Below are 18,229 nucleotides of genomic sequence, written 5' to 3' on the forward strand. Positions count from 1 at the left end.
CGAAGGGGAATCCGAGCGAGCGGCCGAGGAACGCCAGCACGCACAGTGTTAGGGGCTCTTCATGGTTCGTGGTGAATTCTCAGCCGTGATGGAGGTTCATGCCGCTGTTCTTGCGGCACTGCGCAACAGGATACGCGTCTTGTAGTTGCGTGCGTTGGTGAATCCCCGGCCTGTCCGTTTTATGTGCTTGATCGCGGTGTTGTTGGCTTCTACTTTCGCCGTTGTCGCGCCTGTGACGATGAGGACTTCGATCTCCTTCCACCATCGGCAGACCGTGCGCCAGAGCCGGTTCGTTTCCGGCTGCGCGGCGCGTTCGACCAGTTCCTGCAGGCGGTCTTTCGCGGCGGCGGCGTCGGAAAGTGACCCGGTGGTGAGCAGGGTCCGGACCTGCTCTTTGTCCAGTCAGGCAGCCTGGAGCTTCCCCGTGGCGTCATCGGTGGCGAAGACGGTGGCGAGCCTGTTCCATGCCCGGTCCGAGAGTGTGTCCCGCCGCGCAGCAGCAGCCGCCGGTTGGCCCAGACCGGATCGATGGAACGTCCCCGCCGGCCGTGGAACTGCTGGGTGAGGCGTTGACGGACTTCGGTGAGCATGTCATTGCCGAGCTTGACCAGGTGAAACGCCTCCACCGAGACAGCGGTGCGCGGGAGCCACATCCGCAGGGCCTTGCGGAACGCCGCGGAGGGGTCGATCGCGACGACCTGCACGCCCAGGCGCCACTGAAGCGGGCGGGCGAAGAGCCAGTCCCCGACGCCCTCGCTGTCGCGGCCGTCCACGATCCCCAGAACCTGTCCGGCGTCTAGGTCAACAATGGTTGTCATCCACGGTTCATAGCGTTTCCAGGTTTTGGTAGCCGGGTCGCGAAAGAACCGCACAGACCGGTAGCGATACTCATCAATGCCGAGCATCCGCGGCGCCAGGGCATCCACGTCCGCAGCGTCAGCGCAGCCGAGTCCAGTGCCCGCTGGACCAGCCACCATGAGACACCGAACGAGGAAGCAGCCTCGGCGGCGGCCCTGCCCGATCCGATCACGGCGGCCACGAGGGCGTCCCGGAGTCGGCGGGTGGATCGTGCCCGGCGCGGGACCTGGGCGGTCTCCTCGGTGAATGTCGCGGCGCGGGCACTGGTACTCATCGCAGAAGAAGCGGAGCTTGGCCCAGACCACCTCGACCGGGCCAGCGACAGGAATGTCACGCAGGCGTTGAGGCCGGCGAGAATGAACCCGCCCGCTGATCACACCGCAGGACGGACAGCCGGCCTCGGTGGTGGCTTCGACACGGACCCGTCGTTGCCCGAACGCGAGCATCTCTGCGTTCGTGACGCGGTAGTCGGGCAGATTGAAAATGGCGGTGGCAGCATCGGCGCGCAGGGAAGTAGGCTCGATCAAGGCTCGTAGCTCCTGACTCTTGATGAATGCGCAGAGAACATCCATCACAGCAGGGCTACGAGCCCTTCAGCGGCTCTTCGTGGTTGGTGGGGATTTGAGTTCGTGTCGTTGAAGACAAGGGGGCCCGTGGCCCTGTTGGGATGAGTGTGTCTAAGCATTCAACCTGGAACAGGACCACGAGCCTTGCACGAGCCTACCGGGGTCGCGGCCGACGCTGCCACCATCCTCTTCAACCTGCCCGACTACCGCGTCATCTCCACTTCCGTGACGGCCGGCCGGCGGCGGGTCATCGTCGAAACCGACCAGCCGCCGGGCTGCCCGGCCTGCGGCGTCATCTCCTCGCGGCGGAAAGAACGCCGGTTCCAACGGCTCCGCGATATTCCTGTCGCCGGGCCGGTGGATGTGCTCTGGTCCAAGTACCGCTGGTACTGCGACGAGAGCGCCTGCGACAAGCTGTCGTTCTTTGAATCCACGACCCAGGTCCCACGCCGTGCCAGCTCCACCAGCCGGCTCCGGGACCAGCTGGTGGACGCCGTCATCCGCTCGGGCAGGGCCGTATCGGAAACAGCCGCCGGCTTCGCCGTGTCCTGGTGGATGGTGCGTGCGGCGCTGAATGAAGCCTGCCTGCTGCGGTTGCCCGACGTGGACAAGCTCAGTCCCCGGATGCTGGGCATCGACGAACATCGGTTCCGGTCCGTGCGCTACTTCCAGGACCCGGCAACGAAGGCCTGGACACGGTTCGAGCCCTGGATGACGACCATTGTGGACCTGGACACCGGCCAGGTCCTGGGCGTCGTCGACGGCCGGGACCACAACGGCGTCGGGGACTGGCTCTTTGCCCGGCCCCTGGCATGGCGTCTGGCGGTGCAGGTCGTGGCAATCGACCCGTCCGCGGCGTTCCGCAAAGCACTGAGAATGTGGCTGCCCCGGACCGCTGTCGCGGTCGATCACTTCCACCTGATCTCGCTGGCCAACCAAGCCATGACCGAGACCCGGCAGAACCTCTCCCAACAGGTCAAGGGACGCCGAGGCCGCGCCATCGACAAGGCCTGGGCGCACCGAATGCTGCTGCTGCGCGCCGGCGACACCCTCACCCAGAGGGCAGCACACCGGCTGGAAGAAGTCTTCGCCGCTGACGATCCGACCGGCACACTCCAGGACGTGTGGAAGGTCAAGGAACAGCTCAGGGCACTGCTGCGCACCGGCTCCCTGGAGCACGCCGCGGCAGCGAAAGCCGAACTCGAGGAACTGGTCAAGGCAGCCGCGAGGCCGGAGACGAACAGGCTCTACCGCACTGTCTGCAGGTGGTGGAAGGAAATCGAGGTGCTGGTCATTACCGGAGCTACGACGGGCAAGGTCGAGTCGAACAACACCGCCATCAAAAACATCAAACGCACCGCGCGCGGGTACCGCAACCCAGACAATTACAAATTGTTAACGCCAACCGAAAATGGGGCCATTAGTGCCAATTGAAAACGGGGCCACGGGGTTGTGGTTCTATTGTGCCGTACTGGCGGCGGGTTGGTGTTTTTTGAGCCGGTAGCTGTTGCCTTTGAGGCTGATGACGTCGGCGTGGTGGACGATCCGGTCGATCATGGCCGAGGCGATGGTCAGGTCTCCGAATACGTCGCCCCAGCGGGCAAACGCGAGGTTGGACGTCAGGATCATGGAGGCATGTTCGTAGCGACTGGAGACGAGCTGGAAGAACAGGTTCGCGGCGTCCTGATCAAACGGGATGTAGCCGACCTCGTCGATTATGAGGAGCCCGTAGCGGCGCAGTTTGACCAGTTCGTGGGCGAGTTTCCCGCGGGAGTGAGCTTCCTGGAGCCGGGCAACCCAGCCGGTGGCGGAGTCGAAAAGAACCCGCTGCCCGGCCTTGGCTGCCTTGATGCCGATGCCGACCGCGAGGTGGGTTTTGCCGGTGCCGGGAGGCCCGAGCAGGACCACGTTCTTGGCCTCGGAGAGGAAAACGCCGGTGCCCAGATGCGCGATGAGGTTCCGGTCCGCGGAGGGCTGGTGGTCGAAGTTGAACTCTTCTAGGTCCTTGTGGGCCGGGAACCTCGCGGCCTTGATCCGGGTCGCGGCGCCGGAGGCTTCGCGCTCGGAGACTTCACGGGAGAGGACCGCGGCGAGGTACTCCTCATGGGACCAGCCGGCGTCTCTGGCCTGGTCCCCGAGCCGGCGGAACCCATCACTGATCCGCGGTGCGCGCAGGGCCCGTGCGTAGTACTCGATCTGTGACGGTGTCCCGGTCATGAAGCCACTTCCAGGAGGGCCGGCTGCTGGCCGAGGTCGATGCCGAAGATCTCGTCGTAGGCGGCCAGATCCCGTACCTCCACGGACTCTAACGGTTCGGGTCGGTGCACCCGCTGGGTACGGAAATCGCGCCGCATCACCGCCGCGCGGGCCACGTGGGCGGGATCGGTCAGGATCAGGTGCCGGGCCCAGACCCTGACGTGGGTGGCGATGATGACACCCTCGTGAGTGACCCAGACCGTGTCCAGATCAGCGGTGACATCCACGATCCGCCCGATGAACGAGGGGTCCACGGAATAGTCGTTGGAGAACACCCGCACGTAGTAATCCCGCGGCAGCCGCACCGCGTTGCGGAACACCGCTTCCGGGGTCACCGGCGGCAGTTCCCGCATCTTCTCCCGGTCCAGGATAATCAGCTCGTCCGGGCGCCCGTGGCGGGACCGCGAATACCGGTGATTGGCCTTGGGCAGCCAGTCCTCCAGCTGGCCGTTGAAGTCAGAGGGTGACCGGAAGTCCCGGCCGGGCATGAAGCGCTGGCGGAAGAACCTGTTCATCCGCTCGACCATGCCCTTGGACTCGGGATCCCGCGGCGGGAGCAGTTTGATCTCCAACCCCAGGGAACCCGCGAACGCGGCAACCGGCTCTGTCGGCCGGCGCCTGCCGATGCCGGACTCGTTGTCCCACAGCAGCCTGGACGGAACCGCTTGCCCGTCCTGCAGCAAAGCCCACATTCCGCCCAGAAGGTCCGGCGTTGTCCGCGACGGCAGCATCCGTGCCTGGATGAATCCCGAGAACGCCGAGGTCATCACCAGCACCGGTGGCGTGTCGTTCTGGCCCTCACCGACCGGCAGCGGCTCGTGCGGGAACCAGAGGTCGCACTGGACCTGGAATCCCGGCTCGTGGACCAGTCGGTCCGCCGGGTCAGGCGCGGCGTATTCCGGCCGGATCGCGGCGACCTTCGCTCGGAACAGCGACGCGGAACCGGACCAGCCCACCCGCTCCGCCAGCGTCGCGGCCGGCATCGTCGGCGTCTTCACCAGCAACTCACGCACCCTGGGAGCAAACGCATCAAAACTCGACACTCCGGCTGGCCGCTGATACTTCGGCGCCCGATCCGACGCCAGCGCCCGGTCCACCGTCCCGCGGGAAACACCCACGATCCTACCGATCTCACGCTTCGAGTGCTTGCCCGTCGAAAACAGGTGGCGTATCTCCGCCCAATCATCCAAATTGATCACCTTCCATAATGGTCGGTGGCCCTGTTTTCAAATGGCAGAAGCGGTCCTGTTTTCAGTTGGCGTTAACACAAATCGGTTATTCTCTTGAGAAGTGCCGTCCGGACGGCGGCATGACGCTCATCCCGGGATTCATTTCCCCACGAACCACCAAGAGCCCCTTCAGCTTAGAAGACACGGAACCTGTTTCACCACCAACCACGAAGGTCCGTGTTAGGCCTCTGCCCGAATCCCCTTGTCGTCGACGACAAGGGGCGCAACAAACTCAAGCGCTTCGACGAGGGCTCCGTCCGCCGAAAAGTTCCGACCTGAAGCGTTGCTGGCGCTCCAGAGCGAGAGTCCGTCACTTGCCTACCCGGCAAATGATTCGATCAAATCGAGAACTACTGCCGGAGTCCTATCCAGCGAAAACTCATCAATGAATATCTGGCCATATCCCGGGTACGCCTGCGCAACTTCAATACTGAGTTTACAAATCCGTTCAGTGACACACTCTTCGGTTACACCTTCGAGGGGGTGGTGCGGCAAGATCACGTAGCTCCCGCGGGCTGGGTGATCGCTCACCACTACCGGCCCGGCGGACATCTCCTGAATCTCGCCGTCATTTGCCAGCCTCCACTGGTTCAGAAGCGTGCGCTGGCGGTCAAGGTCGATTTCTACAGGCTGGCCCGACAGAAGCCGGTGAACATCACGGGCGAGACGCCAATCGAGCAACGGGTGGAATGCCATGTTCTGGTAGTCCCGGAGGCACCCGTAGCAAGCACCCCGACACATACTTGAATGGGAAAATGCATCGAATTTGAGCAGATTTTCCTCGACCGCATCCAAAAACTTTCCAAAATTCTCAGGGTGTCCCAGGGTAGTCGAGAAGCCGGCACCATTTTCAAGCTCATCTGCAATAAAAGCGTATGTCGTGGGCACCCCATGTTGGACCGTCGAGTAGAGCCCAGCGATAAGTTCGTGGGGCTGAACATCCAAATGGAGGGCAGCAATCTTGCGAAGAAGATAGGAGTACGAATACCAGGCGGCTCGGCGACCTTCTACTCTATCCAACTGTCCGCCAATTTGCTGATTCTCGGACGTCAGGTCGAGGCGCCATCCGTTAGCAAATTTAGAAGTCTTGGGCCCAACAAACAGGAAGTCCGTTGGCTGAATCGCTCCTATGGCCACACGCTTAGTCTGCGCTGACATCTGCTCCGTCATGGGCATCTTCAGAAAAGCCCGCTCAACATACTTTTTCCCGTCCGCAATCGGGACGAACTCAAACTGCCGGCCCCCATTGTCGTTGATGACATACTTCAGGGCTGGGCCTCTGTAGGTAATTAACGAATCCATCGAGTTTGGCGACAACGAACTGAGGTCGACCATCGCCCTGACCGGCATGGCTCGCGGTGCCCACGAGAAGTTCCCGTCAAAAGGCCTCGACTGCGCCCCAAAATAGCCAGCAGGCTGCCGCAAATCTACAATTTTCGCGACTCCAGGCTCCGCGGAACACTGAGGGCATGCAACTTCTTGTGCAGTTGAATCTGAGCTCTCCCGCAAATACGCACAACGACGACACGTGTGGATAATGCGGCCACGGCCTAACGGGTCAGCGACCAGAGCTGGGCGGGGGAAACTTGGTACAAAGTTCGCAACGCCCTCTGCTCGATAGACCCATCCATCCTTGATCAGCTCGCTACCAGGCGCAAACGACGAAACGGCAAGCACCCCATCGCGGTCGATTGTTGCGCGCGGAGGCCAGGGGTGCCGGTTTTCCGGTGTCTTGAGGTATAGATTCCTCACCTGCGATGGAAAACCAAACATTGGCAACACGCCAGACTCGGCCAGGCGCTGGCTCAGATCTTCGTGCCCCGTCTCTTCTGCAGCGACCGTGTCCACCATGTCCGTAAGCCATTCGATGGTCTCCTTCGCGAACACCGCCGCACGTCCGGCGAGTGGTGTGCAATCCAGCAGCGCTCTGGCCGCTTCAACCGTCGCGGTTTCCTGTGTGCGTATCCACTCCAGAATCAGATTCCGCACTAAGGGCCAATCTTCGGAGCGCCCGAAGCGCCCATGCGTGTTGACGGTCGCGTCCAGATCCGTCTGGGCTATGGCCGCAGAGTTTGCCTCGAAGCTCATGCGCAGGATCTCAGCCGAAAGCGTTCGTCTTGCGATCGTGTCGCTACCCAGTGTTAGGTACGGCTTAGGGGTAGGAGCCGACGTTATGGCCCGAGGATCTGCAAAATAGTGCTCATCATGGCTTCTTGGACGGCAGACGGTCAGGGCAATCGCCACAGGCGAACTCCGCCTACCGGCGCGACCGACTCGCTGCTGATAATTGAACCGAGTCGGGGGCATATTGCCCATGACAACAGCGTCTAGGGATCCAATATCTACGCCGGCTTCCATTGTTGTGGTGACCGACAGGAGGTCGACTTCGTCGGCTATGGGTATGTCGCGGGTGCCGAGGAAAACTTTTTGGAAGCGGGCCTGCCTCAGTTGCGCCTCACTTCTGTCCGTCTGCCCCGTCAATTCGGCGCAGTTCAGCCGGAAGCTCCCCTCGTCGGCTATAGCGCGCCGTGCATAGTAGTCATCTGACTGATCAACTTTCCCAGCCATATCCGGAAGCGTTTGAAAGCATCGAGTACACAGGCCCGCGCCGCGCGTCATGTGCACTCGTCGGCATTTGTCGCAACGGTAGACACCGGCATTCGCAGGGCGTACATAGACTTTGGCCGGATCTATGAGGTATTTTCTGACTGCGTCGCCCCAGATGTCCTGCACGGCGTGCTGGATCTCATCGTTCTCGAAACGGTGCCGTTCGGAGACCTTTGACCAGAACTTCTTCAGGGCCGCCGGGGGCTGGTCGAGCTCGTATCGAAGTCCGACGAATCTCTTCTTCTCGGCGAGTATCCGCAAGCTTGACTGCGCAACCGATCCAAGGAGGTTTGAACTTCCCGAGACATCACCCGATTTAGTTGTGGAGAGCCAACCGAGACCTATGGATTCGAAATCTCGGCCGGAGCCCGAGACCAAAGATTCCTCGACGTTATGTACTAGGGCATTCTCAATCTTTTTGAAGAGCAGCTCCAGTGACGGACTCAGGGAGGGTTGCAATTCCGGACTGGAGTTAGTGAAGTCGTAGATCTTCGTCCACGGAACCTCCCGAGGCCCTTCCCCGGCCTCAACCGCCGATGCCAGGTCAACACCCGGGCCACCTGGATTCATGCCTCGACGTAGAAACTCAACTCGCACCCGTCTCGACAGCTCGAGGATCGACGGGGCACCAGCTATATCCGCCAAGACAAGGTCTTCAGTCTCGTCAGACAAACCTGACCACACGCCCTGCAACCTGGCGAATGCCGATGGCTCAGATTTCTGAAGGGCTATTGCGGCAGCCTTGTTCAGTTCCGACTTGTCCCCTCCGCTAATAAAAGCCCTCGCCCGCATTAGCCCCGGCATCGAGTTTCCATGCGTTTTCAATACGGAAAAGATCAAGGACCGCACACTATCTTGATAATGATTCAACGCGATCCCGGATGCCAACTTCGCAGAATCTTGTCGACTATCCGCGAAGACAATACATTTCCTATTGTCGTCGTCGAACTGGCGCATGAGCTCTGTTATTAGAACCTGGTTCACTTTCTCGAAGCCAGTCCGCATGGTCCTAACGGGAGATCTCATCGTACGGGCGTCGGTGGCCTTCAGAACGCCGGCCGCATCGAATCGTATTCTCCAGTCGTCTCCACATGCAGGGCATGTGATCGGAAAGGGCAGCACTGACTCCGGAGAGCGGTCCTTGGGCTTGAGGGCAATCGCCCTGAACACCCACCCAGTGTGAAAGTCGTCTGTCGATTTGATGCTGCCAGCGGGCGGGTTCATAGAGACGGGCTTGAAGCTATAGCCGACTTTGCCATTGTCTGCGGTCGTGTTCTTTTCTAGCAGCTCCGGATTACGTGTGTTGGGCCAGTAAACGACGTAGTTGTTGGCCGTTCGGTCCAGGGACGCATTGTCGGGAAGCATGGAAACATCCGGAACATCGGATAACAACGACAGGTTCAGCGATTTCTTCTGTGGGGCACCGGCTGTCGTGTATCCTCCGAGCATTACGTCGCCGCAACCTTGACAATAGAGGAGCTCAAGCACGCGCGCGCCGCATCCACATCGAGGCGTGGGAACGGCATGAAGCCGGCCTATATTAACTGACTGGGGTCTCGTGATCGGCAGCTCGCTGCAATTCGAATCGCTGCATGCCCACATGCCCGCGACATTCCGGAAGAACATATGCGCACGCAACTTCGGCCAGCGAATGCCACCTTCGCTTTTCCGCGCCATTTGTAGGAGCCGCATCGTCGCTGCAGACCGGACTTCCCCTCCCTCATTAGGGAAGAGCCGAGAGCCAAGTTCAGCCAGGGTCCGGACTTCGGGAGTGGCTTCCTCAGGAGCCTTGGCGCCATCGTAGAAGGCGTTCTCTAGCGCAGCGGCCAGATTTAGACTCGGCGCAACAGTTCCCCGCTGCAGAGGCTCGCACGAATCTGAAAGATCTTTCGGACCGACATCGAGCCGACTGATCGAGCCGCCAAGAAACTCAAAGGACTCTTTCGGTAGTGCAAAGAAGTCGGATAGGTATTGCTTGTCCCTGTCCGGTTCAAGGGAGGCGGAAGCCGCGATGACCCGGAGCTTCTGCGGCCTGATATCGAGTCCGAGTCTCTTCTTCAGATTCCTAATCAAGTAGGCAACTTCAGTTCCTGCTGTCCCCCTGTACGAGTGCATCTCATCGAGCACAATTGTAAAAACATTGTCTTCATGCTCGTCCATCCATCGCCGCGTGGATGAAAAGAAATTACTCTCGCTGTCCCGCAGCATCATCACATTCAGCATTGAGTAGTTGGTGATGAGGAAGTCAGGGGGTGACTCGATCATGTCCCATCGGCTAAACATCTCTCCGCCGTCAAGCCTTGGAACAAAGTACTCCCGGCCGTTTCCCGCTGTCATTGCAGCGTCGCGGAGGGCCGAAGCATCCAGCATGAGTGAGCGCAGAAGATCCACTTGCTTCTTGTCCCTGGAACCGGTTACTGGAGTGGCTCCGGTGTACCGACCAAAATAGAATCTGTTCCCATTTCGGTTCTGATCAAGCCAGTTGTGCGCTTCGGTGCCATCGAGAGCGCGGCGCAGCCTAACTAGTTGGTCGTCTACCAGGGCATTCATGGGGTACAGGATCAGGGCCCGGACTGCCGCCGTACGGCCGGCGACTGGCGTGCGCATGGGTGAGAAGGGCATCCCGGGGCCCGCCCACCATTCGCTGGCGCTTGATCCCTTTCCACCCCATCTCCGCGACTCCATGAGCAACTGGCCGAGGATAGGCAGCAGGAAGGCCTCGGTCTTGCCCGAACCAGTGCCGGGGGTAAGGACAATGTTCTTTCGCCCACAAAGGGCTGAGCGAAGGGACGCTTCCTGATGGGTGTAAAGCTGAAGCCCAGGCTCCATCAGCCCGCTTGTAAGGAACTCAGCCTCGATTGAGCTGAGGCCCGCCGACGCCGCAGACTCCGCGACTGACCGGCCCGTTGTCGTGTAGGGCGCCCGCAACTCGAGAAGCGGCTCCCGGTAGAGACCACGATCCTTGTCGAGGAGTGCCCTGCGCTCTTCCATCAGGGACTCGTTGGCAAGCCCGAATGGCGTGTCGTAGTAGCGAAGAAGTGCCTCTTTCAAAGAAGCAAAAGCTGCGAAGGCGTCGATGCCATCCGAACCAGAGGTCAAGTTATCTCCCATATGCGATAGAAGCGGCCGCGCGAAGGCTGGGTAAAAGTGACGTCCGAAGGGCCGAATAGACGCCTTCCGGAACGTTGTGAAACAGGTGTCTTTGACCGGATATCCGCTGCGGCAGGACGCCCGAGCACGCCGACAAAACCTCAACGTGGTCGAACGGGAAAACGAGTTGCGCCGGTACCTTTAGCTGCCCGATCTTTTGTTCTTTGAGATAATCCCACTCGAGCAATTCCGGATGGCTCCCAGCGCATGCGAGCCATTGCCCCTCAGCGCGACTTGTTTGGTACCAACTCTCGTCGACTCGCCCCCAGTAGCGAGTGAGCCCAAATCCTTGCTGCCGATACAGGCCGTCGGCCTTGGCTTCGCCAACCTCACTGTATCGATAAGTCACCGGGTTGAACTTTTGCAGTGGCGCCCCAGTTGTAGCCGGACCGCCGACGGGAGAGTCGGAGTAGCCGATTTGCGACAGGTTCGCTGCCAACCGTTCCACGTATATGGATTCGAACCGTAGGCCGATACTTGAGCATGCGTCCCGAGCGTCAGGAATTCCATCAAACTCAAGCAGAACAGTGCGTGGCAAGTATGAGGCAAACTCCCCGTCACCTGTGGCGGAAATAAGCTTTGGGAAAAGTCCTACGGACTCCAATTGATGCAGTGTGGATGCCTGCCGGCCGCCTCGCAGGGTGGCGAGAGCGACTCCTCCAGGGAGAACGTGAACGCTGGATGGCCGCATTTGCCAATGGCCGCTTGCCCAGTCAACTTTCAAATAACCAAGGTGCTGGAGCTGGGCAACGACACGCCGGGCTCCATATGAGATGCCTGCGCCCAGCTCCTCGGCGAAGTAACTGGACACTGTTCGTATAAGTCGCTCATATGTACCCATTCCCTGGCTAGTCAACCAAATGAGAAAAATCTCAGCGCGATCCATTCTAAAATCTCAACAATCTTCTTGCTTGATAAACTACGTTTAGCCAATCAGCGCCGCGTTGGACAAGTCCTTCATCTCGGGCCAAGAACTTCCACTCCGCTTCGGAGGATCCAATACCATCCAGATTTAGCTCGACATCTGCAGTGCCAAGCTTCTTGATCGAGCGCACAGCATCGCGACGGACCGTGACCAACCAAACCCCGTCCGCCGGAACTTCAGCATCAAACCGATACTCATTTGTATAGCCGGCATTGCTCAGCCACTCCGGTATTTTTGGTGCGACTATCTTTGTGATCGTCCCATTTCGGATCACAGCCCAGTGATCTGCGCTTCGTGCAAGGACGATTCGTTCCGGCACGTTATCCAGACTAACTAGGTTGCGGCCAGTGACCGGTTCCAGGCCATTGTTCGCCGGAACCAGATTAGGGTCATCGATCGCAATTGTCTCAAACTCGAGGATATGAGAGTCGTTAATAAATAGGAAATGGCTTGCCGGATCTGGCGTCACGAGCTTATGAAGCGGAAGGGCGCTTCCATTCGCTCTCAATTCCATCTCATCCGAGCCGTCCAAAGAAATCGAGTAAGTGCCGAACGGAGTAGCAGGCACAAGCAGGTCAGGTTCGCCCCCGGCGACATACACCTCTACACCTGAGTGCGAGCGGACCCTGAGCCCATTGACAAGCCGAGGGGCCTCAGCGGATTCCTCCAGAGAAGCACGCCCGTACCCCAGCCACTCAATGATCCGCGTGTCATCAGCATTGTCGGAGAGATTTACTCGAAGAAATAGGTCCCATCCATTTACGATCTGGCGAGAGCCGCCGATCCGTTTGTAGCCTTGGACTCCGACGGCGTCAAGGATCCCGCAAAAGTCCTCCGCCTGGTCTTCGCGGATAAGCAGGGCTATTTCGTCGAACGGCTCCAAGACGTTCGTCGAAACCCAGTCGCCAGACACAGCATCGACTGCAAACATCCACACTTTTCGTGGCTTCATTTGGATTCGCACATCGGCGGTAGACCACTTATGGCTGGAATCAATGGATGAAGCGACAGAGTCCGGCAGACCAGTCGAGCGGTAGAAGCCGCCGACGCCCACCGAGCGCAGTGACAGCTCCCGCCCGCTTGCGTCGACAACATCTAGGGCATCGATCCCTTGGCGCCGCGGAACTACCCAACGTGCGGTCCAAGCGTCCAAATCGAGACGAATTTGAATTCTGAGCTGGGCTTGCGACTGATGTTCTTTCGGCTGGCCGTCCCACCTTCTTGCCAGAAGAGGCAGGACGGACACTAGCAACTTCATTCCCGGGCCCGTCTGGTCACCCTCCAACAACCGCGTAAGGACTCGGCTCAAGCGCTTGAACTTTCGGTTCCACCGCATCAGCTCGGACAAGAGCTGCCGGGGGGTGAGATCGTCCAGTTTTCCCCTGCCGATAGTGAAGAAGAAGTCACGCAAGTTGGCGGCGTCCTGTTTCGATATCACAGCCTGAGAGCGTGCAAACCCGATTCTGGACAGGTGCGTGTCCTCCAGGATCGTGCTCGGACCCAACCACTGTTGCTCAGTGATCCACTGGCTTAGTGTTCGCCACATCCACGCAACGTCCTCGAACGAATTACTCAATTGCTGAGCAGTCACAGGCTCTCCGAGGATCTCCTGAAGGCGACCGTAGTACATGAGCGGCCCGCCCGTATCATCGGCCCCCATGTCCGCTGCAGCTGCAACCGTCAAAGCAACCAAGGGAAGAATAGGGGGAACCAAACTCCTGGAACTCTTCTCCCAGACCGTTAGGCGTTGCCTTATCGGCGCGAACGCCCTACTTGGAGAGTCCGGCCGCATAGCGTTCAGAACTGCCCGAGCCAGGGAATCTAGCGGTGCCTCAAAAAAGGGAAAATTCTCTTCTAGCATCTCGCGGCTCACGAACAAGACCACCGGGTCCGTGTTGTTACGTCCGCGAAGTAGAACACGATCGAGTTCACTTTGCCACTGATCGTAGTCCCAAGAATGCGATTCCATGCTCCCCTATCCGGTTACCGCACGGTAGACCTCCGACGTTATTTCTAACAGCTATCTCCGACAACTTTGCGCCGAAACCCTGAATCGCCTTCAAATCCTGAAGCTCCGTCGCGTATTCGCTAGACGTGGCTCACCAACTGCCACCGACGGCATAGCGGGGCCAAGCCACGTCGGAGCAGACTTTTCGCCCCGTGGGCTGCTGACAGGGCTGCCCCGTTTCGCCCACGAGGCGGCTTGTGTCGGCCATGCGGATTGCGCGATTAGCCAGCTGCTAGTCCGCCCGCTCCCACAACCGCGAAGGCCTCCCCCGCGTACCGTCCGACATCTGCCCCGTCCCGGCCAGCTTCGGCTCCATGAACCGCCGGAACGTGTCCCGCATCAACGGGGCACCCGCCACCGCCTCGTGCAGCTCTCTTAGATCCTTCAACGTGAACGGCTCGTCCAGCAGCGCACCGGGATCCGGCGCCGCGACATAAGCGGCCCGTAGCCAATCCACCGCCTTCGCCACGATGTCCGCGTGCCCATAGGGAAGCCCGGCGATCAGCCGCGGCTCCCCCGCCACGGAAGCCAGCCTGGCGCCGTCGGACTCCAACGCCTCCTCCAAAGAGGCCAGTGGCACCACGTCCACGTGCGCCGCCGACAGCACCCAGCCGCGGTCATCGCGCCCCGGCTCGTCAAACACCCGCAACTGGCGCGGCACGCGCCCGGAGATCCCAGCCTTCTCCCGCAGGCAGCGCAGCACCGCGTCCGCGAGGGTCTCGCGCTCCCGCAGGAAGGTGCCGGGCAACGCCCACTTTCCGTGCTGATGATCCTCCGTGCGCCGCACCAGCAGCACGCAGACGGAACCTTCCGCCACCGTCAACACCGCCGTATCCACCGCCACCGAAGGGCGCGGGTAGTCGAGCAGGGACGTTCCGGGGCCGATCTTAGAATCCTTCACAGGATTATTTATTGCAGTATTGCGCTAAAGATGCAAGCGATGCATACTGGAGTCAATTAGCGCAAAATTGATCTAAATCACTCGAAGGTTCCCCATGAAAGTCCCCCAGCTCCACGTCGGCGCCGGCAGCAGGCTCGGCCCGCTCAGCATCTTTCCCGTCTGGACCTCCGACTCCGGCAGCCTCGGCATCAGCACCGGCACCCACGCCGACGTCGCCGTGACCGAGCTCGCCAGCGGCCCCCAGATCGCCCGGCTCACCGTCACCAACAGCGGCCGGCACCCGGCCCTGCTCCTGGAAGGCGAGCTGCTCGAGGGCGGACAGCAGCACCGGACCTGCGCCCGCGACGTCGTCCTGGGCCCCGGCGAAACCCGCGACATCGACACCTTCTGCGTCGAGGCCGGCCGCTGGGAAGCCGGCCAGTCCAGCCACCGCCGGCAGGCACGGCGCGCACCGCTGAACGTGTGGTCCGAGCTGGCCAACGGCCTCGACGGCCGGCGCGAGGGCGACCGGCAGGGGCGGATCTGGGAGCGGGTCAGCCGCTTCGACGCAGCCCGCGGCGCATCGGTGACCAGCTCCCTGCTCGACCACATGGACCTGTTCAAAGACAACGAGCACAACCGCTTCGAGGCCGCCAATGCCGCCGCACCGCTGGAAGGCCAGCGCGGCGTCGTGCTCGGTCTGGGCACGCAGCCGCTGCTCCTGGAGGTCTTCGGCACCGGCACGCTGTTCCGCCGGCACTACCGCCAGCTGATCGACTCCGCGATGCTGGACGTGGAGCTCCTCTCACCCCAGGCGCTGGCCTCCGGTCCCATGCCGGGCCAGCGGGCCCGCGACTTCGCCGCCCACGTCCAGGCGATGGACTTCGGAGCGTTCGACGGCGGCGCCGCGGCGGTCGAGGTGCGGAGCCACGGTGCGCTCCGGAGCCGCAATGTCTCCCGCGCCGCCGGCCGGGTGTCCGCCGCGGGCATCGCCGTCGAACTCCCCACACGCCGCCCCCAGCTGGCCCACCTGACCGGCTGGAACACCCAACACCCACTGATGGAGCTGGCATGAAACTGCCCCCCTTGCAGAGTGACCGCGCGGCCGGCGTCCTCGTCGCCCTCGCCGCCGGCGACGCCCTCGGAGCCGGCTATGAGTTCGGCGCACCGCTGCCGGACGGCGCGGACGTCACCATGAAGGGCGGCGGACCGTTCGGGTTCGCGCCAGCCGAGTGGACCGACGACACGTCCATGGCCGTCCCGATCACCCAGGCGCTGCTGGAGGCAGCGTATGACGCCGCTTCCTCCCCCGCCGCGGCACTCACCTTGATCGTCCCCGCCTGGACGGAGTGGGCTGCCGGGGCCAACGACGTGGACGCCCAGACCAGCTCCGTCATCGCCGCCGCCGGCCGCCTGGCGTCCGAGGCGGGCCGAGATGTGAGTGCCGGAGATTTCACGGCTGCCGCGGCCGCGTTCCACGCCTGCACCGGCCGCAGCGCCGGCAACGGCTCACTGATGCGCACGGTCCCTTTGGCCCTGTCCTACCTGGACCGGGACCCGGCGGAGCTCATGGCCCAAGCCGGCGTCCTCAGCGCGCTCACCCACCCCGAAGCGGACGCGCTGGAGGCCTGCGAGCTCTGGTGCGTCGCGATCCGGCACGCCGTCCTGACCGGGAAGCTCGACGTCCGGGCCGGGCTGCCGCTGCTCCCCGCCGACCGCTCCGCGCTCTGGCTGGAGCGCATCGAGGCGGCCGAGCGGTACCGGCCGCGGGACTTCATCCGCAACGGCTGGGTGGTTTAGGCCTTCCAAGGTGCGTGGAGCGCCATCCACTTTGCGGGGCTTAGGTAATCCGGGCCGGCCCACCTCCGGGCCGCACTGGAGGAGGCTGTCCGCGGCGGGCGTGACACGGACACCGTCGCCGCGATCGCCGGCGGCCTGATCGGAGCGGGCTACGGCTACACCGCCATCCTCTTCGAGTGGCGCCAACACCTGCACGGTTGGCCGGGGCTCCGGGCCCCGGGCCCCTGACCTGATGATGCTCGGGATGGAACTCGCCGGCGGCGAGGGACACCAGCCCGACGCCTGGCCGCGGGCAGCGCGCCAGGACTACGGCATGTTCGACCGCACCGATGTTTTGGTCCGGCATCCGCACGACGACGGCGTCTGGCTGGGCTGCGTCGGGTCTCTGGCGCGAGTGGCCGAGGTGGGGATCGACGCCGTGGTGTCGCTGTGCCGGCTGGGGACGTCGGATGTGCCCGGCGTGGCGGCGGTGGACCATGCCAGGTTTTGGGTGGTCGACTCCCCCAAGTACGAGGACAACGCGCACGCCGCGTTTGTGCTGCGCGACGCGGCAGCCGCCGTCGAACGTTTCCGCTCTGAAGGCAAGACAGTGCTCCTGCACTGCGTCCGGGCCGAGTCCCGAACGCCGGCTGTGGCTGCACTTTACGGGGCGCAGGTTGCGGGGATTACTCCGCTGGAGGCGCTGGAGGATGTTCGGCGGGTGCTTCCCGGGGCTAGTCCGAATGGGTTGTTCCTGAGATTACTAAGGGAAGGCGAAACAGCCGCAGAACCTGATCTTTATGGAGCAACGACCGGGGTGCCCAAAAATGTCCGAACCTACTGGTAGGAATGTGACTATGACGACAACTCCTGAACTCAGTCGGGAGCAGCGCGATGCCGCGATGGTAGAGCGCTACTCCGACGGCGAAACCCTCGATGCCATCGGCCAGACCTTCGGCATCACCCGCGAGCGGGTCCGGCAGATCATTGCCAAGGTTGGTGGCACGAGCGCCGAGGAATCCCGAAAGAACCGCACCGCAGTTCGGGAAGCAGCCCGTAAGGCCGCCCACGACGCATTCCTGGCGGAGTACGGTGACTTGGCGCGTCAGATCGCCAAACGCGGCGTCACCCGGTCGGACGCGGTACTGAAGCTACAGGCGTTGTATCCGGCGATCGACGTTGATCTCGCAGAGGACGCCCTGCGTGAGTCAAGCATCGTTTTCGACAAGAGCCAGATTGACGACATTTTTTCCAAAGAAGCTGTTGCCGCAGGCGTCTGGTACCTGCTTGGTTCCGATCACCGGTTGGCCCCCGACCGTAGCTGGGCGGCAGTCAATCTGGATCTTTCGCTGATCGGCGAGCTTAGGGCCGCACTCGGGTCCGCGGAGGCAACCCTCGATGACGTCGCCACAATTCTCGGAGTCATCGGTGCGGCGCAGAAGCACCTCGCCAACAACCCGACGTCCAGCATCACCGGCAAGCGATACCAGGAGCTCCGCGAGGATCTAGTGGTCGCGCTAGGCCTCGTCTCACGGCAGGGGGCGTTCCCTTGGCCGCCAACGCGCCAAACCGTCACGAAACGCTTCGGCGGCTGGAACGAAGCCCTAGAAGCTATGGGCGTCGGCACCACTACTCAGGGCAGGCCGACGGGTCTGCTGAAGTTTACCCGCGAAGACTACGACGACGCGGTGCGCGATTTCTGCTTCTACGCTTCAGCAGCCGAAGTAAATGCCACGTATGCAGGATATGACGTATGGGTGAAGGAGGAGATTGCCGAGGGTCGCGAGCGGCCGTCGGGTGCATCTGTACGGAACATCTACGGCACTTGGATGGACGCCGTCCGTTGGGTGCAGGAGTAGAGCCAACTTGGGGGAGATTCTTGAGGAGCAGCTAGCGACTCCGGTGGCCATAAGGCCACCGGCTGACCACGTGGCACAGCGGGGAGCACTGGTTGAGGCATACCGTGCAGGT

General features: G+C 61.8%; 11 protein-coding genes and 3 pseudogenes. 5 read left to right on the forward strand and 9 right to left on the reverse strand.

The features are described from left to right. Positions 1–96 precede the first annotated feature (96 nt). From J7I89_RS25280 to J7I89_RS25810, 4 genes and pseudogenes are all read right to left on the reverse strand, one after another. Positions 97–402: a transposase gene (locus J7I89_RS25280; protein ID WP_308159945.1), complete on the reverse strand. Its 306-nt coding sequence runs from the start codon at positions 400–402 to the stop codon at positions 97–99. A 149-nt stretch (positions 403–551) separates the two neighbouring features. After that, positions 552–905: pseudogene (locus tag J7I89_RS25285) on the reverse strand (transposase); the annotation flags it as partial. After that, a complete protein-coding gene (locus J7I89_RS25290; RefSeq protein WP_251045410.1) occupies positions 815–1,132 on the reverse strand; it encodes a helix-turn-helix domain-containing protein in 318 nt (105 codons plus the stop codon). The gene J7I89_RS25290 and the pseudogene J7I89_RS25285, both read right to left, overlap by 91 nt. A gap of 55 nt (positions 1,133–1,187) precedes the next feature. Further along, positions 1,188–1,430, reverse strand: a pseudogene (locus J7I89_RS25810) (hypothetical protein); the annotation flags it as partial. A gap of 138 nt (positions 1,431–1,568) precedes the next feature. Here J7I89_RS25810 and J7I89_RS15955 point away from each other — a divergent pair. Continuing rightward, positions 1,569–2,858 carry an ISL3 family transposase gene (locus J7I89_RS15955; protein WP_214972304.1) on the forward strand — a complete coding sequence of 430 codons (1,290 nt, stop codon included), beginning with the start codon at positions 1,569–1,571 and terminating at the stop codon, positions 2,856–2,858. Positions 2,859–2,882: 24 nt separating this feature from the next. Here the strand turns inward: J7I89_RS15955 and istB are convergent, their stop codons facing one another. The 5 genes from istB to J7I89_RS15980 all read right to left on the reverse strand — a co-directional run bounded on the left by istB (position 2,883) and on the right by J7I89_RS15980 (position 14,500). After that, positions 2,883–3,641, reverse strand: coding sequence for an IS21-like element helper ATPase IstB (istB, locus tag J7I89_RS15960; RefSeq protein ID WP_214972305.1), 759 nt, complete (start codon positions 3,639–3,641; stop codon positions 2,883–2,885). Next, positions 3,638–4,879: an IS21 family transposase gene (gene istA, locus J7I89_RS15965; protein ID WP_214972306.1), complete on the reverse strand. Its 1,242-nt coding sequence runs from the start codon at positions 4,877–4,879 to the stop codon at positions 3,638–3,640. Before istA ends, istB begins: the two co-directional genes overlap by 4 nt. A 348-nt stretch (positions 4,880–5,227) precedes the next feature. Next, positions 5,228–10,615, reverse strand: coding sequence for a DEAD/DEAH box helicase (locus tag J7I89_RS15970; protein ID WP_214972307.1), 5,388 nt, complete (start codon positions 10,613–10,615; stop codon positions 5,228–5,230). Positions 10,616–11,553: 938 nt separating this feature from the next. Next, entirely contained in the window at positions 11,554–13,182 is a 1,629-nt protein-coding gene (locus tag J7I89_RS15975; protein WP_214972309.1) for a hypothetical protein, read from the reverse strand. A 649-nt stretch (positions 13,183–13,831) separates the two neighbouring features. Continuing rightward, positions 13,832–14,500 (reverse strand): NUDIX hydrolase, encoded by a 669-nt coding sequence (locus tag J7I89_RS15980; RefSeq protein ID WP_308159936.1) that lies wholly within the window; start codon positions 14,498–14,500, stop codon positions 13,832–13,834. 94 nt (positions 14,501–14,594) lie between these two features. Between J7I89_RS15980 and J7I89_RS15985 the strand changes: the two genes are divergently transcribed. The 4 genes and pseudogenes from J7I89_RS15985 (at position 14,595) to J7I89_RS16000 (ending at position 18,117) form a co-directional block, all read left to right on the forward strand. Further along, the gene (locus J7I89_RS15985; protein WP_214972311.1) at positions 14,595–15,554 is read left to right on the forward strand and encodes an ARPP-1 family domain-containing protein; all 960 of its coding nucleotides are present in this window, start codon (positions 14,595–14,597) and stop codon (positions 15,552–15,554) included. Further along, positions 15,551–16,507 (forward strand): annotated as a pseudogene (locus J7I89_RS15990) (ADP-ribosylglycohydrolase family protein). Before J7I89_RS15985 ends, J7I89_RS15990 begins: the two are co-directional and overlap by 4 nt. 16 nt (positions 16,508–16,523) lie before the next feature. Beyond that, a complete protein-coding gene (locus tag J7I89_RS15995; protein WP_214972313.1) occupies positions 16,524–17,105 on the forward strand; it encodes a dual specificity protein phosphatase in 582 nt (193 codons plus the stop codon). Between the two features lie 10 nt (positions 17,106–17,115). Continuing rightward, positions 17,116–18,117, forward strand: coding sequence for a sigma factor-like helix-turn-helix DNA-binding protein (locus tag J7I89_RS16000; protein WP_214972316.1), 1,002 nt, complete (start codon positions 17,116–17,118; stop codon positions 18,115–18,117). Positions 18,118–18,229: the final 112 nt, after the last annotated feature.

This window comes from Arthrobacter sp. ISL-5, assembly GCF_018613835.1.
Taxonomy (GTDB): Bacteria; Actinomycetota; Actinomycetes; order Actinomycetales; family Micrococcaceae; genus Arthrobacter.